20 protein-coding genes are annotated in these 22,478 nt (G+C 64.4%); 8 read left to right on the plus strand and 12 right to left on the minus strand.

Features of this window, described 5'->3' with window-relative positions:
- Positions 1-37: 37 nt before the first annotated feature.
- A complete protein-coding gene (locus tag CH296_RS07795; protein WP_371828379.1) occupies positions 38-1,753 on the minus strand; it encodes an AMP-binding protein in 1,716 nt (571 codons plus the stop codon).
- 50 nt (positions 1,754-1,803) lie between these two features.
- On the opposite strand from CH296_RS07795, the gene CH296_RS28565 reads away from it, so the two are divergent.
- Both CH296_RS28565 and CH296_RS28865 read left to right on the plus strand, forming a co-directional pair.
- Positions 1,804-2,166, plus strand: coding sequence for a DUF3995 domain-containing protein (locus CH296_RS28565; RefSeq protein WP_143546338.1), 363 nt, complete (start codon positions 1,804-1,806; stop codon positions 2,164-2,166).
- Complete coding sequence (locus CH296_RS28865; RefSeq protein WP_179277658.1) at positions 2,163-2,303, plus strand: hypothetical protein; 141 nt, start codon at positions 2,163-2,165, stop codon at positions 2,301-2,303. Before CH296_RS28565 ends, CH296_RS28865 begins: the two co-directional genes overlap by 4 nt.
- Here the strand turns inward: CH296_RS28865 and CH296_RS07805 are convergent.
- Genes CH296_RS07805 through CH296_RS07825 form a run of 5 tightly spaced genes read right to left on the minus strand, consistent with a single transcriptional unit; the run spans position 2,300 to position 7,629 of the window.
- Positions 2,300-3,406, minus strand: a complete 1,107-nt coding sequence (locus CH296_RS07805) for an ABC transporter ATP-binding protein (protein ID WP_032396682.1) — start codon at positions 3,404-3,406, stop codon at positions 2,300-2,302. The two genes, CH296_RS28865 and CH296_RS07805, sit on opposite strands and share 4 nt — an antisense overlap.
- Positions 3,407-3,417: 11 nt before the next feature.
- Positions 3,418-4,302, minus strand: a complete 885-nt coding sequence (locus CH296_RS07810; protein ID WP_094630571.1) for a carbohydrate ABC transporter permease — start codon at positions 4,300-4,302, stop codon at positions 3,418-3,420.
- Positions 4,302-5,252 carry a carbohydrate ABC transporter permease gene (locus tag CH296_RS07815; RefSeq protein ID WP_045197339.1) on the minus strand — a complete coding sequence of 317 codons (951 nt, stop codon included), beginning with the start codon at positions 5,250-5,252 and terminating at the stop codon, positions 4,302-4,304. Before CH296_RS07815 ends, CH296_RS07810 begins: the two co-directional genes overlap by 1 nt.
- Positions 5,249-6,583: a sugar ABC transporter substrate-binding protein gene (locus CH296_RS07820; RefSeq protein WP_032396685.1), complete on the minus strand. Its 1,335-nt coding sequence runs from the start codon at positions 6,581-6,583 to the stop codon at positions 5,249-5,251. Before CH296_RS07820 ends, CH296_RS07815 begins: the two co-directional genes overlap by 4 nt.
- Before the next feature lie 14 nt (positions 6,584-6,597).
- Positions 6,598-7,629 carry a sugar-binding transcriptional regulator gene (locus CH296_RS07825; RefSeq protein WP_045197341.1) on the minus strand — a complete coding sequence of 344 codons (1,032 nt, stop codon included), beginning with the start codon at positions 7,627-7,629 and terminating at the stop codon, positions 6,598-6,600.
- 117 nt (positions 7,630-7,746) lie between these two features.
- Between CH296_RS07825 and CH296_RS07830 the strand changes: the two genes are divergently transcribed.
- Together CH296_RS07830 and CH296_RS07835 are read left to right on the plus strand one after the other, a co-directional pair.
- Positions 7,747-8,769 carry an NAD(P)-dependent alcohol dehydrogenase gene (locus CH296_RS07830; protein ID WP_094684422.1) on the plus strand — a complete coding sequence of 341 codons (1,023 nt, stop codon included), beginning with the start codon at positions 7,747-7,749 and terminating at the stop codon, positions 8,767-8,769.
- A complete protein-coding gene (locus CH296_RS07835; RefSeq protein WP_094615404.1) occupies positions 8,766-10,241 on the plus strand; it encodes a mannitol dehydrogenase family protein in 1,476 nt (491 codons plus the stop codon). The genes CH296_RS07830 and CH296_RS07835 overlap by 4 nt, the downstream gene beginning before the upstream one ends.
- On the opposite strand, the gene CH296_RS07840 is transcribed toward CH296_RS07835, so the two are convergent.
- From CH296_RS07840 to CH296_RS07865, 6 genes are all read right to left on the minus strand, one after another.
- Positions 10,225-10,890, minus strand: a complete 666-nt coding sequence (locus CH296_RS07840) for a TrkA family potassium uptake protein (RefSeq protein WP_094615403.1) — start codon at positions 10,888-10,890, stop codon at positions 10,225-10,227. The genes CH296_RS07835 and CH296_RS07840 overlap by 17 nt on opposite strands.
- The gene (locus CH296_RS07845) at positions 10,883-12,196 is read right to left on the minus strand and encodes a TrkH family potassium uptake protein (protein WP_094615448.1); all 1,314 of its coding nucleotides are present in this window, start codon (positions 12,194-12,196) and stop codon (positions 10,883-10,885) included. Before CH296_RS07845 ends, CH296_RS07840 begins: the two co-directional genes overlap by 8 nt.
- A gap of 150 nt (positions 12,197-12,346) precedes the next feature.
- Positions 12,347-13,546 (minus strand): mandelate racemase/muconate lactonizing enzyme family protein, encoded by a 1,200-nt coding sequence (locus CH296_RS07850; RefSeq protein WP_094684423.1) that lies wholly within the window; start codon positions 13,544-13,546, stop codon positions 12,347-12,349.
- Positions 13,547-13,618: 72 nt separating this feature from the next.
- On the minus strand, positions 13,619-14,572 hold the full coding sequence (locus CH296_RS07855) for a 2-hydroxyacid dehydrogenase (protein WP_094684424.1): 954 nt from the start codon (positions 14,570-14,572) through the stop codon (positions 13,619-13,621).
- On the minus strand, positions 14,569-15,915 hold the full coding sequence (locus tag CH296_RS07860; protein WP_094684425.1) for an enolase C-terminal domain-like protein: 1,347 nt from the start codon (positions 15,913-15,915) through the stop codon (positions 14,569-14,571). Before CH296_RS07860 ends, CH296_RS07855 begins: the two co-directional genes overlap by 4 nt.
- A gap of 32 nt (positions 15,916-15,947) precedes the next feature.
- Positions 15,948-17,291: an MFS transporter gene (locus tag CH296_RS07865; RefSeq protein WP_094684459.1), complete on the minus strand. Its 1,344-nt coding sequence runs from the start codon at positions 17,289-17,291 to the stop codon at positions 15,948-15,950.
- A gap of 342 nt (positions 17,292-17,633) precedes the next feature.
- Between CH296_RS07865 and CH296_RS07870 the strand changes: the two genes are divergently transcribed.
- From CH296_RS07870 to CH296_RS07885, 4 genes are all read left to right on the plus strand, one after another.
- Entirely contained in the window at positions 17,634-19,232 is a 1,599-nt protein-coding gene (locus CH296_RS07870) for an aldehyde dehydrogenase (NADP(+)) (protein ID WP_094684426.1), read from the plus strand.
- A 32-nt stretch (positions 19,233-19,264) separates the two neighbouring features.
- Positions 19,265-20,191, plus strand: a complete 927-nt coding sequence (locus CH296_RS07875; protein ID WP_032396701.1) for a 5-dehydro-4-deoxyglucarate dehydratase — start codon at positions 19,265-19,267, stop codon at positions 20,189-20,191.
- Complete coding sequence (locus CH296_RS07880) at positions 20,191-21,459, plus strand: glucarate dehydratase family protein (protein ID WP_094684427.1); 1,269 nt, start codon at positions 20,191-20,193, stop codon at positions 21,457-21,459. The genes CH296_RS07875 and CH296_RS07880 overlap by 1 nt, the downstream gene beginning before the upstream one ends.
- 104 nt (positions 21,460-21,563) lie before the next feature.
- Positions 21,564-22,478 carry a GGDEF domain-containing protein gene (locus CH296_RS07885; protein ID WP_141214659.1) on the plus strand — a complete coding sequence of 305 codons (915 nt, stop codon included), beginning with the start codon at positions 21,564-21,566 and terminating at the stop codon, positions 22,476-22,478.

The following is a 22,478-nucleotide window of genomic DNA, read 5'->3' on the forward strand; positions in this document are numbered from 1 at the left end:
GGATCCCGTCTCCGCAGGCAAATTGTGGACAGTCACATCACCTCTTCAGCGCAGGAAACTGGTCGTCGCGCCACTCGGTCTCCAGCGGACCCACGGCCGCATCCTCACGAGCGCGCAATTCCACACGGCGGATCTTGCCGGAGATCGTTTTCGGTAGCTCGAAGAATTCGATGCGACGCACGCGCAGGAACGGAGCCAGGTGCTCGCGTGCGTATTTCAAGATCTCGAATGCGGTGTCCTCGTTGGGTTCCCAGCCCGACGCCAATGCCACGTATGCCTTGGGAACGGCCAGTCGCGTCTCGTCGGGGGCGGGCACCACTGCTGCCTCGGCAACGGCGGGGTGTTCGATGAGTACGCTTTCGAGCTCGAACGGGGAGATCTTGTAATCCGAGGCCTTGAACACGTCATCGGTGCGGCCGACGTAGGTGATGTACCCCTCGGAGTCCCGTGATGCGACGTCGCCGGTGTGGTAGTAACCGTCGGCCATGACGGCGGCATTGCGTTCGGGGTCACCGAGGTAGCCGGTCATCAGGTTGAACGGGTGCTGGGCCAGGTCGAGGCAGATCTCGCCCTCGTCGGCGAGTTCGCCGGTGGTGGGGTCGACGATCACCACCGGGACGCCCGGCAACGGCCTACCCATGGAGCCGGACTTGAGTACCGCACCGGGCGTGTTGGCCACCAGTGCAGTGGTTTCCGTCTGCCCGAACCCGTCGCGGATACTCAGGCCCCACTCCTGCTGGACCCTCGAGATCACCTCGGGATTGAGCGGTTCACCGGCTCCGATCGCCTCTCGGAGCGAGCCGCCGCCGCCGGCGAGATCGGCCTGAATCAGCATGCGCCACACGGTCGGTGGTGCGCAGAACGTCGTCACCTCGGCGCGCCGGATCTGCTCGAGCAGTGCTTTCGCGTCGAACTTGCCGTAGTTGTAGATGAAGATGGTCGCCTCGGCGATCCACGGGGCGAAGAAGCAACTCCACGCGTGCTTGGCCCACCCCGGGGAGCTGATGTTCAGGTGCACGTCTCCCGGGCGCAGCCCGAGGAAGTACATGGTGCTCAGATGCCCTACGGGATAGGAGATCTGAGTGTGCTCGACGAGTTTGGGCTTGCTGGTGGTGCCGGAGGTGAAGTACATCAGCAGTCGGTCGGTGGGAGCGGTCACCGACTCGAACGATCGAGCTTCGACATCACGGGCCCCGGAATAGTCGACCCAACCGTCGGAGGCGGAGGTGGCGATACGCAGGTAGTCACCGGGGACATCGTCGAATTTGCCGGTGTCCGAGGGGTTCACGATCACTGCTCGCGCATTGCCGCGTACCACGCGGTCGGTCAGGTCCGAGGATCCGATGGCCGTGGTGGTCGGCATCAGGACCGCGCCCAGCTTCATGACCGCGAGCATTGCTTCCCACAACTCCACCTGATTGCCGAGCATCAGGATCACCGAGTCACCGCGGCCGATTCCCTGCTGTTCGAGCCACCGGGCAACCTGGTCGGAGCGACGAGCGATGTCGTCGAAGCTGTACTTGGCCTCGCTGCCGTCCTCCTCGACTATCCACAGCGCGGTGCCGTCGTTGCCTCGTGCGATCGCGTCGAACCAGTCGATCGCCCAGTTGAACGTCTCACCGAACGACGGCCACTCGAAAGTGTCGACGGCGCGGTCGTACTCGCCGTAGGCGTCGAGCAGTAGATCGCGAGCGTTCCTGAATGCCGTGTATGCCGATTCGGCCATGTTTCCTCCTGCGCGTGTGATGCCCATCACCGTCACGGTAGGTGAGATGAACAATTGCTCGCTACCCCTGAACGGGGGTGGCAACTCGGCTGGCCTCGACCACCGTGGCCATCGGATACTTCGCGATCGCAGGTGCACTGGGGACAGTCCACGAAGCATTTTCCGGCTATTGGGCCGCAGGTGGACGGTGGATGCTCGATACCGTCGGTGCCTTCGCCACGGAGTGGGTCGACAGCGACCCGGCGGCAGCGCGAACGGCACTGCTGGTGCTCGCGTTGGTCGAACTCGGCGCGGCGATTCTTCCGGCCCTGGCGTACATGAACCGGCCGCGCCTGGCAGCACAGAACCGGACCAGGATGCCGTCGTTGATCCTCGGCATCTCCTGGCCCGGCTCGGTGCTGCTGATCCTCTGGGGCGGGCGTCGTTCGTCGGCGCGGTGATCGGCTCGATCGCATCGGACGAGAATCGAAGTGTCAAGTACGGGCACTTGTTCTTCGACGGCATCTTCCTGCTCTGGGGTGCCGCGCTTCTGACGGCACTGATCCTCGCGCGAAAGACCGCGTACCAGCCGCGTTAGATGCGCTCCCCCGTCTCGGGGTGGAAGAGGTGGATCGCACCGTCGAGGCGTGTCAGGCCGATGCTCTCGCCGATCCTCGCCGGGGCACGTACTGCCGAACGCGCCACCAACGACACCGGTCCCCCGTCGAGCCCCTTGACCTTCGGGTCGTCGAGGTGTGCGTAGACGTAGGACTCGCTGCCCAACTCCTCGATGAGATCGACCTTTCCTTCGAATCCTTCACCGCCACCGTGCACGATGCCGAGATTCTCGGGCCGCATTCCGATGGTGACCTCGTCGATTCCCAGGCTCGCGAGCTTGGTCAGTTCGTCGCGTTCGAGCGGGAGCAGGAACTTGCCGATCTGCACGCCGCCCGAGCCGATGGGTACCGTCATCAGGTTCATCGCCGGGGAGCCGATGAATCCTGCGACGAACGCGTTGACGGGGTTGTCGTACAGGTCTGTGGGAGAGGCGAACTGCTGCAGTTTGCCGCCGCGCAGGACGGCGACGCGATCGCCCATCGTCATGGCCTCGACCTGATCGTGGGTGACGTAGACCGTCGTGGTGCCGAGTCTGCGCTGCAGCGCCGCGATCTGCGTACGCGTCTGCACCCGTAGCTTGGCGTCGAGGTTGGACAGCGGCTCGTCCATGCAGAACACCTGCGGTTCGCGAACGATTGCGCGGCCCATGGCAACTCGCTGACGCTGGCCGCCCGAGAGCTTGCCGGGCTTGCGGTCGAGGTACTCAGTGAGATCGAGCAGACGGGCCGCTTCCGCGACGCGTGCCTGACGCTTCTCGAGGCTCACTCCGCGCATCTTGAGCGCGAAGCCCATGTTCTCCCCGACGGTCTTGTTGGGGTAGAGCGCGTAGTTCTGGAAGACCATGGCGATGTCGCGGTCCTTGGACGGAACGCCCACCATGTTCTTGCCGCCGATTTCGATTGCGCCACCGTCGATCTCTTCGAGACCGGCGAGCATGCGCAGGGCGGTGGACTTGCCGGAGCCGGAGGGTCCGACCAGGACGACGAACTCGCCGTCCTCGATCTCGAGGTCGAGGGAATCGACGGCGAGCGAATCGGCACCTTCGTAGACGCAGGATGCCTTCTTGTACTTGATTGCAGCCATGAGACTTTCTCCTATTTGATGGCGCCGAAGGACAGACCGCGCACGAGCTTGTTCTGCGCGAACCATCCGGCAAGGACGACGGGGAGTGCTGCGAACGTCGCAGCGGCGGACAGCTGGGCCCAGTACAGGCCCTGGCCGGTGATGAATCCGACGAGGTACACCGGAATCGTCTGGGCCTGAACGGCAGTGAGGTTGACGGCGAAGAAGAACTCGTTCCACGAGAAGATCACGCAGATCAACGACGTCGCCGCGATACCGGGAGAGACGAGCGGCAGGATCACCTCGCGTACCGAGGTCCACAGCGACGCACCGTCCATGCTGGCGGCCTCGAGCAGTTCGGCCGGCACCTCCATGAAGAACGAACGCATCATCCATACGGCGATCGGAAGATTCATCGCGGTGTAGAGGACCACCAGGGCCCAGATGTTGTCGAGCATGCCGATGTCACCGACGATGACGTACAGCGGAACGATGACGGCCACGACGGGCAGCATCTTGGTGGAGATGAAGAAGAACAGCACGTCCTGGGTCTTCTTGACCGGCCGCAGCGACAGCGCAAACGCCGCTGGAACACCCAGCAGCAGAACCAGAATCGTCGACACGATCGTCGCGAACGCCGAGTTCAGCAGGGTGGTGCCGATGCCGCTCTCGAGGACACCTCGGTACTGATCGAGGGTGGGGGTGAAGATCAGCTTCGGCGGGTTGGAGTAGGCGTCGGCCTCCTGCTTGAAGCCGGTGATGACCATCCAGAGCACCGGGAAGAAGAAGGCGATGCCGGCCACCCAGGCGACGAACGACCAGACCGTGCCCGGGCCCCACTTGCTCTTCTTGCGGATCTCCTGGCCGTCGGAGGTCTGTGTGACGGCCTTGTTCTTGCTCGTGGTTGCCGTGCTCATCACGCCGCCTCCTCGTTTGCGCTGAAGCTCTTGAAGATCAGTCTCAGCGCCAGAGTGCTGAGGATGATGGTCGCCACCACGGTGACGACACCCATGGCCGCGGCCTGACCGATGTCGAATCCGAGGAAGGCCCGTTGGTAGATGTAGAACGGCAGGTTGGCCGACGCGACTCCCGGTCCACCGGAGGTCATCATGTAGACGGCGTCGAAGGTGTTGACGAGGTAGATGGCACCGAGAACCGTGCCCAGTTCGATGAACCGGCGCAGGTGCGGCAACGTCAACTCGCGGAAGAGTTTGAACGGGCCCGCCCCGTCGACGCGTGCGGCCTCGGCGATGTCCTTGGGCATGGACTGCAGCCCGGCGAGGATGAGCAGCATCATGAACGGCGTCCACTGCCACACCAGGTTCGTCATGACCGCGGCCAGCGGGAACCGCGAGACCCAGTCGATCTCGCCGACCCCGAACGGGCTCAGCGCGAAATTGATCAGACCGAAGACGGGATCGAACATCGTGGTCTTCCAGATCAGCGCACCGGCGACCGGGGTGACGAGGAACGGGGTGATCAGCAGCGTGCGAATGAGGCTGCGCCCGATGAACTTTCGATCGAGCAGCAACGCCAGGGCCAGACCGAGCACCACCGAGATGATCACCGTTCCGACGATCATGATCACGGTGTTCATCGCGACCTCGCGGAACTGACTGTCGCGGAAGACGTCGATGTAGTTGTTCAGACCGTTGAACTCACGCGAACCGGGACGAACGAGGTTCCAGGACTGCGTCGAGTAGTACAGCGTGAACAGGAACGGAATCTGGGTGACGATGATGGCGAACACCAAGGCGGGCAACAGCGGTCCGCGCCGACGCCACCCCTCGGCCTTGGAGATCGTCCTCGGTCTCGGTACGAACTTCTCCGGTCCGGCCGGAGCCGTCCGTTCTTCGGTGGTGGTCATCCCTGGTCCTCCTGGTAGGTCCTGCCGACCACTTCGGCGTATTGCTGCGCTTGATCGAGAGCGTCGTCGACACTGATCTGCCCGGCGACTGCGGCACTGATCTGTTGACTGACCCGGGTACCGAGGTCCTGGAACTCCGGAATGGTCAGGAATTGGACTCCGGTGTACGGAACCGGATCCACGGTGGGGTTGTTCGGGTCGGCACTGTCGATGGAGTCGAGGGTCAGCTGACCGTAGGCCGCCGACGCCTCCGCGTACTCGGGAATCTCGTAGGTCGACAGGCGACTACCGGGAGGCACCCGCTCCCAACCGAGTTCGTTACCGACCTTGTTCAGGTACTCCTTGCTGGTCATCCACGAGACGAACTTCCACGCGTCGTCGGGAGCCTCGCTGGTCTTGGGGATTCCGAGGGCCCAGGAGTACAACCAACCGTTGTCGCCCTTGGCCGCCGACGGGGCCTTGGCGTAACCGATCTGCCCGACGACATTGCTCGACGACGGGTCCTCGAGTACCGAGACGGCCGAGGTGGCGTCGTACCACATTGCGGTGTTGCCCTGCGAGAGTTGCGTTCCGCACTCGCTGAAGCCACTGGTGGCCGCGCCGGCCTGACCGTGCTCACGCACGGTGTCGACGTAGAACTGCACGGCTTCTCGTACCTCGGGACTGTTCAACTGAGCGTTCCAGTTCTCGTCGTACCAGCGGCCGCCGAACGCGTTGATGACGGTGTTGAGCGGCGCGAGCACCTCACCCCAACCGGGCTTGCCGCGCAGGCAGATTCCGGAGAGGCCGGGGCTGTCGAGTGCCGCGGCGGCATCGGCCACCTGCTGCCACGTCGGCTCCTCCGGCATCGTGATGCCTGCGGCCTCCATGAGATCCTTGCGGTACATCAGGAACGACGACTCACCGTAGAACGGCACGGAGTACATGCTGCCCTCGTACGACAGCGACTCCTTCAACGTCGGGATGAAGTCGTCCTCGTCGTACCCCGGCGTGGCGTCCGCGTACTCGGAAAGGTTGGTCAGCCAACCGTTCTCGGCCCACTGCGGGGTCTCGAAGTTGCTGATCATCACCACGTCGAACTCGCCGCCACCGGTCGCGACCGAGGCCGTGATCTTGGCACGGGCCTCGTTCTCCGACAGCGACACGAACTTCAGGTTGATGCCAGGGTTTTCCGCCTCGAACTCCGGAGCAAGCGAGATGGCGTCGGACATCTGCGAATTCGAGACGATCGCAACGGTGATCGTCGTACCGTCACCGTCACCACCGAACGAGCCGGCACCGGCACATCCGGACAGAACCAAGGTCGTCGCGAGCGAGCCCGCGACAACCACTTTCGGTAATACCCTCACTGAAATACCTTTCCATTGGAGGTCGCCGTTGCTGGAGCTTGCGCAACGAGCCAACGTGCACTTTCGATATCGGTGACCAGGATCGAGGCCAGGCCACCCCGCAGAGCACCGAGCAACGCTTCGTGTTTGCGCTGTCCGCCGGTGACGAGCACAGCCCGATCGCAGGCCCTGATGGCGTCGAGTCCCACCGAGACGGTTCGGCCGGGAAGCGATCCTCCGGTGTCGTTGCCTTCGGCGTCGTAGAACCGGCCGCCGATCTCACCGACCGCACCGAGTCGACGCAGTTCGTCGAGCACCTCGAGGTCGATGAAGCTGCCCTCGAACAACGTGGTGGACGTGGAAACGGGACCGATGCCGTACATCATCACATCGGCATCGGTCCCGGCCTTGAGGGCGCGTGAGATCACCGAATCCTGCTCCAACGCAACAACCGTCGCCTGATCTGCGTACAGCGGCGCATTGAGCCTGATGGGTGTCGCCTGCAGGTACGCAGCACACCGCCCGAGCGTGTATTCGACGCCGGTCTGGTAGTCGGCCGAAGTGATGGAACCGTCGAGTTGCACCACCGCAGCACATTTGGTGGATCGCGTCTTCAACGAGCTCGCAACCGCCACCGTCTCGGGTCCCCAGGTGAAGCCGAGAACGTCCTGATCCTTGAGGCGACGCGAGAGCAACGTCGCCGCCGCGCGACCCAGGGACCCGTAGCCGGCATCGGTGCCGTCGATGACGTCCGATACGACGAGCACCTCGGTCAATCCGAACTGCGCCTCGAGTTCCCGTTCGAGTTCGGCGTGGACGGTGCCCTGGAGATCGTCGGGAACGTTGATCTCGATCGTCACCAGACCCTGGGTGCGAGCCCGTGCAACGAGCCGGCCTGCTGTCGGGCGCGAGACGCCGAGCTTCACGGCGATCTCGGCCTGAGTCGCGCCTTCGAGGTGGTACATGGTTGCGGCGCGCAGAGCCAGGCGTAGATCCTCTCCGGACCGCGAAGGCTTCGCTCCCCCGGTGCCGGACGTCGATCCGTCCATGTCCGCCTCCCTGAAATGTGAGCAGATGCTCAACTCGTGTTCATCTGCTCACTAAGCTAACATTAAGGTGTGATCTACACAACACCCCCTCGCCACCAGCGACCCGTGCCACAATCCATGCAGGCCAGCGTCCTGACCGGAGTGCAGGAGATACGACTCGAAGAACGGCCCGTCCCCACGCCCGCGCACGACGAGGTCCTCGTGCAGGTCACGGCAGTCGGAGTGTGCGGTTCCGACGCGCACTACTACCGCGAAGGACACATCGGCGACTACGTCGTCGACGGTCCGCTCGTACTCGGGCACGAAGCAGCGGGCGTCATCGTGGCCGTGGGCTCCGAGGTCTCCGACACCCGCGTCGGGCAGCGCGTGTCCATCGAGCCGCAGCGCCCCGATCCCACCAGCGCACCGTCCCGGGCAGGCCGCTACAACCTGTGCCCGGCCATGGAGTTCTTCGCGACGCCGCCCATCGACGGTGCGCTCGCGGAGTACGTGCTGATCCAATCGACCTTCGCCCACGACGTCCCCGACGACATCTCCGACGAGGCCGCAGCTCTCTTCGAGCCACTGTCGGTCGGCATCGCGTCGGCCCAGAAGGCACGCATCTCCGCGGGCTCGAGCGTGCTCATCGCGGGCGCAGGTCCCGTCGGGCTCGTCACCGCGCAGGTCGCGCGCGCATTCGGTGCCACCGAGGTCATCGTCACCGACATCGACGCTTCGCGCCGCGCCAACGCGGAGAGGTTCGGCGCGACGCGCGTACTCGACCCCGCCGCCGAGGACGTGCGCGCACTGACGGTCGACGCTTTCATCGACGCATCCGGTGCGGCCCGAGCCGTGGTCGACGGCATCCACGCCGTACGACCCGCAGGCACGGTCGTCCTCGTCGGCATGGGCGGGTCGGACTACCCGCTGCCGATCTCGCGGATCCAGAACCGAGAACTGCTGCTCACCGGCGTCTTTCGCTACGCCAACACATGGCCGATCGCACGAGCGCTGGTGGCGTCGGGCATGGTGGATCTCGACGCGATGGTGACGGCGAGGTTCGGACTCGATGGCGTCGAGGATGCATTGAACGCCGACAGGCAACCCGGAAGCATCAAAGCCGTAGTGATTCCACGACTTTCGAAGGAGACCAACGCATGAAGTTGAACTCGCAGAACCTCGCCGACTTCATCGAGGACGTCGCTGTCCCGACGTACGACCGATCCGAGGTGACGGTGGGCATCGTGCATTTCGGTGTCGGTGGCTTCCATCGAGCGCACCAGGCGATGTACGTCGACCGCCTGCTGCAGCAGGGACAGGCGCTGGACTGGGGAATCTGCGGCGTCGGGGTACTGCCCGGTGACCGACGAATGAACGACGTCATGCACGCACAGGACTGCCTGTACACGTTGGCGCTCAAGCATTCCGACGGCACGTGGGATACCCGTGTCATCGGTTCCATCGTCGAGTATCTCTTCGCGCCGGACGACGCCGAGGCCGTGATCGAGAAGATGGCCGCCGACACGACGAAGATCGTCTCGCTCACCATCACCGAGGGTGGCTACAACTTCTCCGCGACGACGGGCGAGTTCGACGCGGACAATCCCGCAATCGTTGCCGACCTTGCCGACGGCGCTGTTCCCGCAACGACATTCGGTCTCGTCACCGAGGCGTTGGCGCGACGCAAGGACCGCGGCATGGCCCCGTTCACCATCATGTCCTGCGACAACATCGAGGGCAACGGCCATATGGCGCAGTCGACGTTCACGACGTTCGCGCGCCTGAAGGATCCGGCGTTGGCCGACTGGATCCAGGCAGAAGGCGCGTTCCCCAATTCGATGGTCGATCGCATCACGCCGGTCACGACACCGGAAGTGACCGAACAGCTTTCGCTGCGCTATGCCATCGACGATCAGTGGCCCGTCGCGGGCGAGCCGTTCACGCAGTGGGTGCTCGAGGACAACTTCACCCTCGGCCGTCCGCCGCTGGAAGACGTGGGCGTGCAGGTGGTCGAGGACGTCACCCCCTACGAGCTGATGAAGCTGCGGTTGCTCAATGCCAGTCACCAGGCGCTCGCGTACTTCGGTTACCTCAGTGGCTATCGGCTCGTCCACGAGGTGTGCCAGGATTCGCTCTTCTCGGAGTTCCTGCTTGCCTACATGGACGAGGAGGCAACCCCGACGCTGCAGCCGGTCCCCGGCATCGATCTGACCGACTACAAGCGAACGCTGATCGAGCGGTTCTCCAATCCCGAGATCCGCGATACCGTCGCCCGCCTGTGTGCCGAGTCCTCGGACCGAATTCCCAAGTGGCTCTTGCCTGTCATCCGCAAGAACCTCGAGACCGGCGGTGAGATCGCCCGCTCCACCGCAGTGGTGGCCAGCTGGGCTCGCTACGCCGAGGCCGTCGACGAGTCCGGTGAGCCCATCGAAATCGTCGACCAGTTGAAGGATTCACTGGTGCCGATCGCGCAGAGTCAGCGCGAGAATCCAACGGCGTTCATCGCGAACCGCGCGGTGTTCGGGGATCTGATCGACAACGAATGCTTCGTCGCCGAGTACACGAAACAACTGGCGTCTCTGCAGGAGCAGGGCGCGCGAGCGACACTGGAATCACTCAGGTCGACTCACTGAATCGTTCGGCGTCTCGAACCTGACCGGAGACGATGACGGTATCGCCTGCCCCGATCACCGTGTCTGCCGTGGCGTAGGTGAATCCCTCGCCCTGACGCTTGACCGCGACGACGGTGACACGGTGCTTGGTGCGTATTGCGCTTTCGCCCAATTTCTTTCCGATGATGGAGGCGGGCGGAGAGGTTTTGATCATGGCGAAACCGTCGTCGAATTCGATGTAGTCCATCATCCGGCCGCGGACCAGGTGGGCGACACGCTTGCCCATGTCGTGCTCGGGCCTGACCACATGGTGCACGCCGATCTGGGTGAGAATCTTGGCGTGCGCGTTGCTGAGCGCTTTGGCCCAGATGGTCGGCAGCGACAGATTCACCAGTGCCGATGCGGTGAGCAGGCTGGCTTCGAGATTGGACCCGATGCCCACGACGGCACGGTCGTACTCGTGCACCGACAACTGCCGAAGAGACTCCTCGTCGGTGGTATCGGCCACCACAGCGTGAGTCAAACGGTCTGCCACGCGTTGTACAACGGCGTCGTCACTGTCGACGCCGAGGACCTCGACGCCCTGGCCCATCAGTTCCAGTGCCAGGGACTTGCCGAAGCGGCCGAGACCGAGGACGACGACGACATCGGAGGACGGTTTCCTAGCCAATGAACGGCCTTTCCGTGGGGAGCGTGTAGCGCCGGCCGCGGTCGCGGGCGGCAAGGGCGCTGACCAGAGTGATGGAACCGATGCGACCCAGGTACATCAGGACGATCAGAATCACCTGACCCCAGCCGGGCAACTGTGCGGTGATTCCGGTGGACAGGCCTACCGTCGCGAACGCCGACACGACCTCGAACAACAGGACGTCGAGGTCGAAGTCCGTGCCGGCCAGGAGTGCCACGACCGGGAGCATGACCAGCGCGACCCCGATCAGCGCGACGGTCAATGCCTGCCGCTGCACTCGCGCGTCGATCCGACGGTCGAACACCGTCACCTCACGATCACCGCGGATCTCGGCCAGGATGACGAACAGCAGCAGGGCGAACGTGGTGACCTTGATGCCACCTGCGGTGCCGCCGCTGCCACCGCCGATGAACATCAGGACGTCGGTGACGAGCAAGGTCGCGTTGTCGACGTCGGCGTAGTCGACACTGTTGAACCCTGCGGTGCGAGGCATGACGCCCTGGAAAGTCGCGACCAGCATCTTGTCCCAGAGCCCGAATTCGCCCAGGGTTCTGGACCACTCGAACAGCAGCACGACCGTCGGGCCGAGAACCAACAGAATTCCGGTGACGGTCAGCGTCAGGCGAGTGTGCAACGACCAACGCTGAGGCGACCGACGCCCCTTGGCGCGAGACCGAACTCGACGGGCGATCTCGAAGAGAACCGGAAATCCGATGCCGCCCAACACCACCGCAATCAACAGTGGGATACAGATCCACGGATCGGTGGCGAACCCGATCATGTTGTCGCTGAACAGGGCGAAGCCGGCGTTGTTGAACGCGGAGACCGCATGGAAGGTCCCCAGCCAGAGGGCGCGACCGAAGGGCTCGTCGTATCCGAGAAAGAAGCGCGCCGCCAGGGCGATCGCGACGACACTCTCGATGATCAGACTGGTACGGAACACCCCGATGACGACGCTTCGAACGTCGCCCAGCCCTGATGTCCGAACTTCTGCTGCGGCATTGAGCCTGCCGCGAAGCCCTATTCGGTCGGCCAGGAACAATCCGACCAGGGACGCGATCGTCATGATCCCGAACCCGCCGATCTGAATCAGGGCGAGGATCGCGCCCTGACCGAAACCCGTCCAGTACACCGGGGTGTCCACCACGATCAGACCCGTCAGGCTGACGGCGGAGGTGGAGGTGAACAACGCCTGCAGAAACCCGGTCTCGCTGCCGGGCACAGTGGCCACCGGTAGCGCCAGCACGCCTGCACCTATCACGATGGCGAGCGCGAATCCCGTGGCCATGACCCGGACCGGGGTGAGCCGGAAGATCGCGGACCAACGCGATGCCTGGTGAGCGTCTGTCACTCGAGAGACAGTACCGGTGGGACGAGCCGCTGCGCGGCACGTGCACGAAACTTCGTAGCAGGGGTCGAGTTTCCGCTCACCTGCGCGTCAGCGCACCACTGCCTTCGCGACGGTCCACGCACGACCCTGCTCGCTGAGCGTGAAGCCCAGACCCGGGCGTGCGGACAGATGCATGCGTCCGTCCCGGGTCTCGAGGTGCTCATCGAACAGTGGGTCGAGCCAGTCGAAGTGCTCCACCCAGGTCTGCAGGGGGTACACCGCCGCGAGGTGCAGGTGGATCTCCATCGCGAAGTGCGGTGCCAGTTGCAGGTTGTGGTGCTCGGCCAGCGAGGCCAATTTCAGGAACTGAGTGATTCCGCCGATGCGGGGTGCGTCGGGCTGCAGGATGTCCACCGAACCGGCCTCGATGAGGCGGACGTGCTCGCCGACGCTGGCCAGCATCTCGCCCGTCGCGATCGAGGTGTCGAGACTACGGGCGAGCTGCGCATGCCCCTCGGCGTCGTAGGCATCGAGGGGCTCCTCGATCCAGACAAGGTCGAACTGCTCCAGGATTCGCCCCATACGTTGCGCCGTCGGCCGATCCCACTGCTGGTTGGCGTCGACCATCAGCGGAACATCGTCGCCGAGAAACTCACGCACCGCAGTGACGCGGGCGATGTCGGTACGCCAATCCGGCTGTCCCACCTTCAGTTTGATACCCCCGATGCCGTTCGCCAGCGACATGGCAGCGTTCTCCATGACCTCCTCGATTGGCGTGTGCAGGAACCCGCCCGAGGTGTTGTACGTCTGCACCGAATCTCGTGACGACCCGATCAGCTTGGCCAGCGGCAACCCGGCGCGCTTGGCCTTGAGATCCCACAGCGCGATGTCGATCGCGGCAATCGCCTGCGTGGCAACGCCACTGCGGCCCACCGAGGCACCGGCCCACACCAACTTGGTCCAGATCTTGCCGATGTCGTTCGGATCTTCTCCGATGAGAACCGGGGCGATCTCCTGGGCATGTGCGAACTGGGCGGGTCCGCCGGCGCGCTTGGAGTATCCGAAACCGATTCCCTCATGGCCCTGTTCGGTACGAATCTCGGCGAACAGGAAGACCACCTCGGTCATCGCCTTCTGCCGACCGGTGAGCACCTTGGCGTCGCTGATCGGATTCTTCAGCGGTAGCACGATCGAGGACAGCGTCACCTCCGCGATGCGGTCGATGCTCGCGGCCCCGGGGGCCAGCGCCGTGATCGCTGCATTCGGGGCAGAGAGTCCGCTGGTGGGCTTGTCGACGTCTACGGTCATCTGCAACTCCTGAAATCGTCGATTACTTTGCTTCACAGCCTATTTCGACCCGCAATACACGTCCAACACCGTTTACCGGCGGATCGATGCCGCCAGTGCATCGATGTTCGACGCGATATCTCCGACCCGGCCGACGAACGTGTGATGCGTGACGCCCGACGAGTGGGGTGTCATCAGCACGTTGTCGAGATCGCGGAAGGGCAACGAGCTCGGCTCTCCCAACCCGTCGGGACCCGGGTAGCGGTACCAGACGTCGATCGCGGCCGCGGCAATCCGTTTGCGTGACAACGCGTCGAACAGCGGCTGTTCCTGCACCAGGGGACCGCGACCGACATTGACGAGCACCCCGTCGGTGCCGAGCCTTCCCAGTTCGTCGGCACCGATCATGCCGCGGGTGTGCTCGTTCAGCGGTGCAGAGACCACGAGAACATCGGCGAAGTCGGCCAGCTTCCCCAGATCATCTGTCGTGGAGTGCCATTCGAGACCCTCGTCCGGTGCGTGTCCACTACCGGTGACCGCTGCCCCCACCGCCCCGTAGGTCCGGAACAACTGCCACGTCCGCCTACCGATGTGCCCGAAACCGACGAATCCGATACGAGCACCGCTCAGCGAGAGAGGTTGCGCGATTCTCGGGTCGTAGACCGAGGTGGCGAACACTCCCGAGCGGAGTGCGCGGTCCTGCTGCAGGAACTGTCGCCGCAGCATCACCGTCGCCGACACGACGTACTCGGCGATCGACTGCTCGTGGTGAAAGGTGTTGCACACCTGCACATCGCGCCCCAATCCGGAGCGGTCGACATTGTCCGTTCCCGCGCCGGCAACGTGCACCATCCGCAGCCTCGGCGCAGCGGCACCCATGGCCGCACTGAACTTGCCGCCGACGTACACGTCCGCATCGGCAAGCTCCTCGACGACGCGACTCTCGTCGAACGGAACACACCAGACGACCTCGGTGCCGACGGGTAGCCCGGCCTCGAACTGCTCACGATGCGGCAGCACATTTCGATCGCCGACGACGATCTTCATCGCACCAGAGCCGGTCGCTTGCTGTCGAACGTCCATCCCTCGATCAAGTACTGCATGCCGATGGCATCGTCGCGGGCACCGAGCCCCTCCTTCTGGTACAGCTCGTGTGCCGCGTCGATCCGTTCGAAGTCGAGTTCCACTCCGAGGCCGGGCTTGTCGGGGACGGTGAGGTAGCCGTCCTCGATGGTGAACGGCTCCTTGGTGACTCGTTGCCCGTCCTGCCAGATCCAGTGAGTGTCGATGGCGGTGATCGTGCCAGGAGCTGCTGCGGCGACATGGGTGAACATGGCCAGTGAGACGTCGAAGTGATTGTTGGAGTGCGAACCCCACGTCAGGCCCCAGGCGTCACACAGCTGCGCTACGCGCACCGAACCGGCCATCGTCCAGAAGTGCGGGTCGGCCAACGGAATGTCCACGGCACCGGACCGGATGGTGTGGCCCATCTCGCGCCAGTCGGTGGCGATCATGTTGGTCGCTGTCTGTAGCCCGGTGGCGCGCTTGAACTCCGTCATCACCTCACGTCCGGAGAAGCCGCCCTCGGGTCCGACGGGATCCTCGGCGTAGGCGAGCACATCGCGCAGTCCGCGGCAGGTCTCGATCGCATCCTTCAGCAACCACCCGCCGTTGGGATCCAAGGTGATTCGCGCCTCCGGGAACCGTTCGGCAAGGGCACGTACCGCAGCGGCTTCCTCGGCCGCCGGCAGCGCTCCACCCTTGAGCTTGAAGTCCTGGAATCCGTACCGCGCCTGCGCGGCCTCGGCAAGGCGCACGATCGACTCGGGATCCATGGCCTCCTCGTGCCTGATACGCATCCAGTCGTCGGCTCCGGCGGCCTCGTCGGCGGCGCCGCGGTAGGCGAGGTCGGTCTTGTTCCGGTCGGCGACGAAGAACAGGTAGCCCAGAGCCTGCACCTTCTCGCGCTGCTGCCCGTCCCCCAACAGTGCTGCGACACTGACACCGAGGTGCTGTCCGAGCAGATCCAACAGTGCCGATTCCACTGCGGTCACCGCATGGATCGCAATCCGCAGATCGAACGTCTGCGCCCCGCGGCCACCGGAATCCCGATCGGCGAACGCGCGACGCATCTCGGCGAGAATCGCGTTGTAGTGGCCGACGCCCTTGCCCTCGACCAGCACGCGCGCATCCTCGAGAGTCTGCCGAATCGCCTCTCCTCCCGGCACTTCGCCGACGCCGGTGCGCCCGTCCGAGTCGGTGAGCACCACCAGATTGCGAGTGAAGTACGGTGCATGCGCACCGCTGAGATTGAGCAGCATGTCGTCGTGGCCCGCGATGGGTATGACGCGCATCTCGCTGACGACGGGGGTGCTGTTCTTGGAGTTCATGATCGGACCCTCTCGGCCGGTGATGTCGAATGCTATTTGGTCAGGGTGACGGGCGCGTCCCGGCCCTTGGTCTCGGCCACCACCCCGCGCGGCTTCTCGATGAGCAGAACGGACAGCGCGGCGAGAGCAGACGCGCCGGCCAGCGCATAGAGACCCCAGGTCACCGAACCTGTTGCTTCCTGGATCAATCCGAAGCCGAACGGTGCGACGAAGCCGCCGAGGTTGCCTACCGAGTTGATGACGGCGATAGCGGCCGCGAGCACCATCGGATGCAGAGTCGACTGCGGGAACGACCAGAACAGTGGGCTGGCGCTCTTGAATCCCATGGCTGCGATGCACAGGAAGATCAGCGCAATCCACGGTGACGCCACTGCGGCCGCCAACGTACCCACAGCCGCGGTGAGCAGCGCGATGATCAACAGTGGTCGACGGTTTCCGGTGCGGTCGCCGATCTTGGACATGTAGTACATGGCGAACACGGCGCAGATCCACGGCAGCGACGACAGTAGGCCGACGGTGATGTCGTTGGTTCCGTCGATGCGCCGGACGATGGACGGGAGCCAGAAAGTGTTGGCGTAGATCGACAGCTGGATCGCGAAGTAGATCCAGACGAAGAGCAGCAGCTTGGGATCGAGCAACATCTTCCAGCGCGACCGGCCGTCGCCCATGCCGGAGGTACGCGCCTTCTCTGCTTCCTCGACGGCGATGGCAGCGTTCAGATCGTGCTTCTCTTCATCGGTCAGCCACTTCGCGTCCTTGACGTGCGAGTCGATGAGGAAATAGGCGATGATGCCGACCACCACGGACAGCAGACCTTCGATGCCGAACAGGTACTGCCAGCCGCGGGCTCCGAAGAGGCCGTCGAGCGAGAGCAGCGGACCCGACAGTGGGCCGGAGATCGCAGCGGCAACCGAGGATCCGGCGACGAACAGTGCTGTGGCACGGCCGCGGTGGCTGTTGGGCAACCACTTGGCGAAGTAGAAGATGATGGCCGGGAAGAATCCGGCCTCGGCTGCACCGAGCAGGAACCGCAGGATGTAGAACATCTCGGGACCGTTGACGAAGGCCATGGCGAACGAGATGGTGCCCCAACTGACCATGATGCGGGTCAGCCAGATCTTGGCCCCGAACTTCTCCATCATCACGTTGCTCGGAAGCTCGAAGAGCGCATACGCGATGAAGAAGACGCCTGCTCCGAATCCGTATGCCGCAGCACCGATACCGACGTCGGCTTCCAGGTACTCACGGGCGTATCCGATATTCGATCGGTTCAGCTGATTGCAGATCAGCATGATGATGAACAACGGGACGACTCGACGAAATATCTTCGCAACGGCAGAGTCGACGGCCGGTGTCGGCGGGAGAGTGATCGGCATCGATCGCTCCGTTCTGTAGCTCGAGCGGTTTCCCGCGACCAGTGCGTGAGTGTGACCGGCACAGGCATGGATCGGCCCAGTGATTGGGCTCACATGAAACAGTAGGACCGAGGATCGATGCATGTCCAAGACCATCTACGCATCGACCGATGCAGTAGAGGTATCGGCATCCGCAGCCGGTGCTCATCGGGCCTGGCAGCAACATCGATACCGAGACTGAATCAAATACGACTTTTTTCGACTTGGACATGTATCGATCGGGCTTCTAGCGTGGTGATCTATGAGCCAGGTCACGCCCTGGTGTCAGCGCACGTACCGCACCACAGCCCTAGGAGTCACCCCATGACAGCGTCGACGACACAGTCCACCCACCTCACCGGCCGGATGATCATCGCCGGCGTCCCGGTCTTCGGTGCCGGCACGCAGATTCACGGAGTCGACCCCAGCACCGGCGAGGATCTCGAACCCGCATACGGGCACGGAGACAATGCCGACGTCGAGAGGGCCTGTGCCGCAGCGGCCGAGGCGTTCGCCGACTACCGCGCCACGTCCTCGGAGACTCGAGCTCAGTTCCTCGAGACCATTGCCGACAATATCGCCGCTCTCGGCGACACTCTGATCGAGCGCACCGTTGCCGAGTCAGGACTCCCGTTGGCCCGCATCACCGGCGAGGTCGGCCGCACCACCGGACAGCTACGCCTGTTCGCTTCCGTTCTGCGCGAGGGTAGTTGGAACGGTGCCCGCATCGATCCGGCACTGCCCGAGCGCACGCCACTGCCCCGCCCCGACATCCGCCAGCGGCAGATTCCGTTGGGCCCGGTTGCAGTGTTCGGGGCCAGCAACTTCCCGCTCGCCTTCTCCGTCGCCGGCGGCGACACCGCTTCTGCGCTCGCGGCAGGCTGCCCCGTGGTGGTCAAGGCCCACGATGCCCATCCCGGAACGTCCGAGCTGGTCGGTCGAGCAATTGCCGACGCTGTGGCCTCCACCGGAATGCCCTCGGGCACATTCTCACTCCTGTTCGGCTCCGGCCGCGGACTCGGTACCGCTCTGGTGACCGATCCGCGCATCAAGGCCGTCGGATTCACCGGATCCCGTTCGGGTGGAACGGCCCTCGTGGCTGCGGCGGCCGGTCGTCGCGAGCCCATCCCGGTGTACGCGGAGATGAGTTCCATCAACCCGGTGTTCGTCATGGACGGCGCACTCGCCTCCCGCGGGGCCGAACTCGGCCGCGCCTTCGTCGCATCGCTCACGATGGGCTCGGGGCAGTTCTGCACCAACCCCGGCCTCGTGATCGCCGTCGACGGCCCAGGCCTGCAGTCCTTCACCGACGCGGCCACCACAGCGGTGCAGGAATCGACTCCCACCACGATGTTGACCCCGAACATCGCGTCGAGTTACGCGGACGGTGTCGCCACACTGTCCGGTTCGGTCACCGAGATCGCCCGTGGTACCGAAACGGACGCGCCGAATGCCTGCCGCGCAGCACTGTTCGACACCGACGCCGACACGTTCCTCACCTCCGAGGCCGCGCAGGCCGAGGTCTTCGGCGCGTCGAGCCTCATCGTTCGCTGCACCGATGCACAGCAGGTCCGGGATGTCGCCGCGCTGCTCGAAGGCCAGCTGACCGCGACCGTGCACGGCGACGAGTCCGATCATGCCGAGGCAGGCAAGCTCCTCTCGGTTCTCGAACTCAAGGCCGGGCGCATCCTGTTCGACGGATGGCCCACCGGCGTCGAGGTCGGCCACGCGATGGTGCACGGCGGCCCCTTCCCCGCCACGTCCAACTCCCGCACGACATCGGTCGGATCGCTCGCCATCGAACGCTTCCTGCGTCCTGTTTCCTACCAGGACGTGCCGACTTCCCTGCTGCCCAGCGCAATTGCCGTCGGCAATCCCGACGGGATCTTCCGCCGCATCGACGGCCGGCTCACCCAAGACTGATCCACCCCACCCACATTCTCGAGGAGATCCCCATGCTCGACGGAGTCCTGTTCTTCCCCGTCACCCCGTTCACCGCTTCCGGTGAAGTCGATTACGACCTGCTGGCCGCTCATATCGCGAAGGGTGTCGACGCCGGACCCGGTGGAGTGTTCATCGCCTGCGGCACCGGCGAATTCCACGCCCTCGAAACCGAGGAGTTCGGCAAGATCGTGCGCACCGCAGTCGACGTCGTCGCGGGTCGCGTACCGGTCTATGCCGGTGCAGGCGGATCCGTCGCCCAGGCAAAGGCATTCGCGGCGAGCGCGAAGTCGAACGGTGCTGACGGCATCCTGCTGCTCCCGCCCTACCTGGTGACGATGCCGCAGGCCGGCCTGGTCAACTACACCAAGGCCGTTGCCGCCGCGTCGGATCTGCCCTTGATCGTCTACAACCGCGGCAATGCCCGCTTCACCGAGGACTCGGCAGTCGAAGTGGCGCAGCTGCCTACTGTCGTCGGATTCAAGGACGGCACAGGAGATCTCGACCAGGTCGGCCGCATAGTCCGCGCGGTGCTGGACGCGCTGGAACCGTCGGGCAAGTCTTTCCAGTTCTTCAACGGTCTGCCCACCGCGGAGGTCTCGCAGCAGGCATACCGCGCGATCGGGGTCACGCTGTACTCGTCTGCGACGTTCGCGTTCGCACCCGAACTGGCCCTGGCGTTCTATCGTTCGCTCGACAGCGGCAACGACGAGCTCACTGCCGCACTGCTTCGCGAGTTCTTCCACCCGCTGGTTCGCCTGCGCGACAAGGTTCCCGGCTACGCCGTCTCTCTCATCAAGGCGGGCGTGACGATGGAAGGGATCGAGGCAGGCCCGGTTCGTCCGCCACTGGTGGACATCAGTGCCCCGCACCTCGAGGAACTGACCGCGATCGTCGCCGCCGGCCGGGCCGTGCTGGCCGACGAGCTCGCGGTGCACTGATGCAGGATCCGGTCCTGATCACCGGCGCTCGGATCACCCCGATCGCCTTCGTCGATCCTCCGTTGCTCAACACCGTCGGCGTGCACCAGCCCTACGCACTGCGCGCGATCATTCAGCTCGACACCGATGCCGGTGTCGTCGGCCTCGGTGAGACCTACGCCGACACTGCGCATCTCGCCCGACTCGACGCGGCCGCGCAGGCCATCACCGGCCTGGATGTGTTCGCACTCAACGCCGTTCGAGACGCTGTCGACACCGTACTGGGGACGCTGTCGATCACCGGCGGAGACGGCGTGGCAGGAATGATCACCACTGCCAGCACCACCGACCGAGTTTTCTCACCGTTCGAGATCGCCTGCCTGGACGTGCAGGGGAAAGTGCTCGGTCGGCCGGTGTCGGATCTGCTCGGCGGGAAGGTTCGCGATTCGGTTCCGTTCAGTGCGTATCTGTTCTACAAGTGGGCAGCGCATCCCGGTGGACAGCCGGACGAGTGGGGCGAGGCAGTCGACCCTGCCGGTCTGGTACGGCAGGCCCGAAAGATGATCGACAAGTACGGCTTCGAGGCCATCAAGGTCAAGGGTGGTGTCTTTCCGCCCGATGAGGAGATCGCCGGAATCAAGGCACTACGGGAAGCGTTCCCCGAGCTGCCGCTTCGGCTCGACCCCAACGCGGCGTGGACGGTCGACACGTCCATCCGCGTCGCGGCCGAACTCGACGGCATCGTCCAATATCTGGAAGACCCGACTCCGGGGCTGGAGGGTATGGCAGAAGTCGCGCGGGAGGCGAAGATGCCACTGGCGACCAACATGTGCGTCGTCGCATTCGATCACCTGAAGCCGGCCGTAAAGAAGGACTCGGTTCAGGTGGTGCTGTCCGACCACCACTACTGGGGAGGTCTGCAGCGTTCGAGGCTGCTCGCCGGAATCTGCGAGACCTTCGAGATGGGCTTGTCGATGCACTCCAACAGCCACCTCGGCATCAGCCTGGCCGCGATGGTGCACCTCGCTGCGGCAACGCCCAACCTCACCTACGCCTGCGACACTCACTGGCCGTGGAAGGACGAGGATGTCATCGTTCCGGGTGTCCTGAACTTCGTCGACGGGGCAGTGGCCGTTCCCACGGCCCCGGGTCTGGGCATCGAGATCGACGAGGATGCTCTGGCGGCGCTGCATCAGCAGTACCTCGATTGCGGAATCCGGGATCGCGACGACACCGGATACATGCAGAGCATCGATCCGAGCTTCCAGAACACCTGCCCGCGCTGGTAAAGCGAGTCCCTGCACCCGCACAGCGCTAAACTCGCCCGAGGTCGTGGGGATCTGTGCGAGAGGTTCGTCCTGTGAACAGTGGCTGGCAGTATTCCCCTGCCTCGGTGGCTCGTACGTCCGGCGTCAACTGTCTGGTCAGCGGCCTTGTCGGTGTCACCTCGATCGCGACAGAAGGTCCTCGGGCCGCTCCGATCCTGCTCGCCCTTGCGGTGTCGTGGTGCGGACTGGGCGTGTACATGATCGCCGCGGCACCGGTGCTCTCCCGTCGCCTGTATCTGATGATGCACCTGTCGGGACTGACCAGTATCGCGCTGTTCTGCACCGCAGCGGGCGGGCACACCGTCGCACTGTCCGGAATCTTTCTGCAACTGCTGCTGGTGACGCCCGCATTCATCGTGCTTCCTCATCGCGTCGCACGTCGGACGACCGTGCTCAATGCGCTCTACATCGCGTATCTGGGCATCGTGGTGGGAGAGATCGATCCTGCGCTGGTGATCAACGCCGAGCTCGTGTTGATCGCGATCGCCATTTCTGCGGCGTGGGTACAGAGCGTGGCGTCGAACTCCGAGATCGACCACCTCACCGGGCTCTCGAATCAGCGACGGCTCAGCCGTGAACTGGATGCGCGGCCCGGCACCAGAGGCAGTTCGAGAATCGATGCGATCGCTGTCGTGGACATCGATCGGTTCAAGGTGATCAACGACGACTTCGGGCACGCGGCAGGCGATCACGCACTCGAGCTCGTCTCGTCCGCTCTCCGCACGTGCCTGCCTCGGCAGTACCTGCTCAGCCGCTCCGGCGGCGACGAGTTCACGGTGCTGTGCACGTCGGGCTCGGTCGCCGAGTTGAGCACCGCCGTCGACTGCGTCCGGGCCGAGCTGCCGTCGGATCTGACGATCTCGGTGGGAGTGGCGGGTAGGCAGGGCACCGAGTCCGCCCGCACCACTCTCGGCCGAGCCGATCGGGCGCTGTACGAATCGAAGAACCTCGGCCGAAATCGCACGACCGTCCACGACTAG

Origin of the sequence: Rhodococcus sp. 14-2496-1d, assembly GCF_002259365.1 — a bacterium.
GTDB lineage: Bacteria > Actinomycetota > Actinomycetes > Mycobacteriales > Mycobacteriaceae > Rhodococcoides.

Bases quoted from the DNA above. Each gene is read 5' to 3' on its own strand.
- CH296_RS07830 (WP_094684422.1), top strand. From the start codon at position 7,747: ATGCAGGCCAGCGTCCTGACCGGAGTGCAGGAGATACGACTCGAAGAA.
- CH296_RS07810 (WP_094630571.1), bottom strand. From the start codon at position 4,302: ATGAGCACGGCAACCACGAGCAAGAACAAGGCCGTCACACAGACCTCC.
- CH296_RS07835 (WP_094615404.1), top strand. From the start codon at position 8,766: ATGAAGTTGAACTCGCAGAACCTCGCCGACTTCATCGAGGACGTCGCT.
- CH296_RS07870 (WP_094684426.1), top strand. From the start codon at position 17,634: ATGACAGCGTCGACGACACAGTCCACCCACCTCACCGGCCGGATGATC.
- CH296_RS07815 (WP_045197339.1), bottom strand. From the start codon at position 5,252: ATGACCACCACCGAAGAACGGACGGCTCCGGCCGGACCGGAGAAGTTC.
- CH296_RS07860 (WP_094684425.1), bottom strand. From the start codon at position 15,915: ATGAACTCCAAGAACAGCACCCCCGTCGTCAGCGAGATGCGCGTCATA.
- CH296_RS07875 (WP_032396701.1), top strand. From the start codon at position 19,265: ATGCTCGACGGAGTCCTGTTCTTCCCCGTCACCCCGTTCACCGCTTCC.
- CH296_RS07855 (WP_094684424.1), bottom strand. From the start codon at position 14,572: ATGAAGATCGTCGTCGGCGATCGAAATGTGCTGCCGCATCGTGAGCAG.
- CH296_RS07850 (WP_094684423.1), bottom strand. From the start codon at position 13,546: ATGACCGTAGACGTCGACAAGCCCACCAGCGGACTCTCTGCCCCGAAT.
- CH296_RS07795 (WP_371828379.1), bottom strand. From the start codon at position 1,753: ATGGGCATCACACGCGCAGGAGGAAACATGGCCGAATCGGCATACACG.
- CH296_RS07865 (WP_094684459.1), bottom strand. From the start codon at position 17,291: ATGCCGATCACTCTCCCGCCGACACCGGCCGTCGACTCTGCCGTTGCG.
- CH296_RS07845 (WP_094615448.1), bottom strand. From the start codon at position 12,196: ATGGCCACGGGATTCGCGCTCGCCATCGTGATAGGTGCAGGCGTGCTG.
- CH296_RS07805 (WP_032396682.1), bottom strand. From the start codon at position 3,406: ATGGCTGCAATCAAGTACAAGAAGGCATCCTGCGTCTACGAAGGTGCC.
- CH296_RS07880 (WP_094684427.1), top strand. From the start codon at position 20,191: ATGCAGGATCCGGTCCTGATCACCGGCGCTCGGATCACCCCGATCGCC.
- CH296_RS07825 (WP_045197341.1), bottom strand. From the start codon at position 7,629: ATGGACGGATCGACGTCCGGCACCGGGGGAGCGAAGCCTTCGCGGTCC.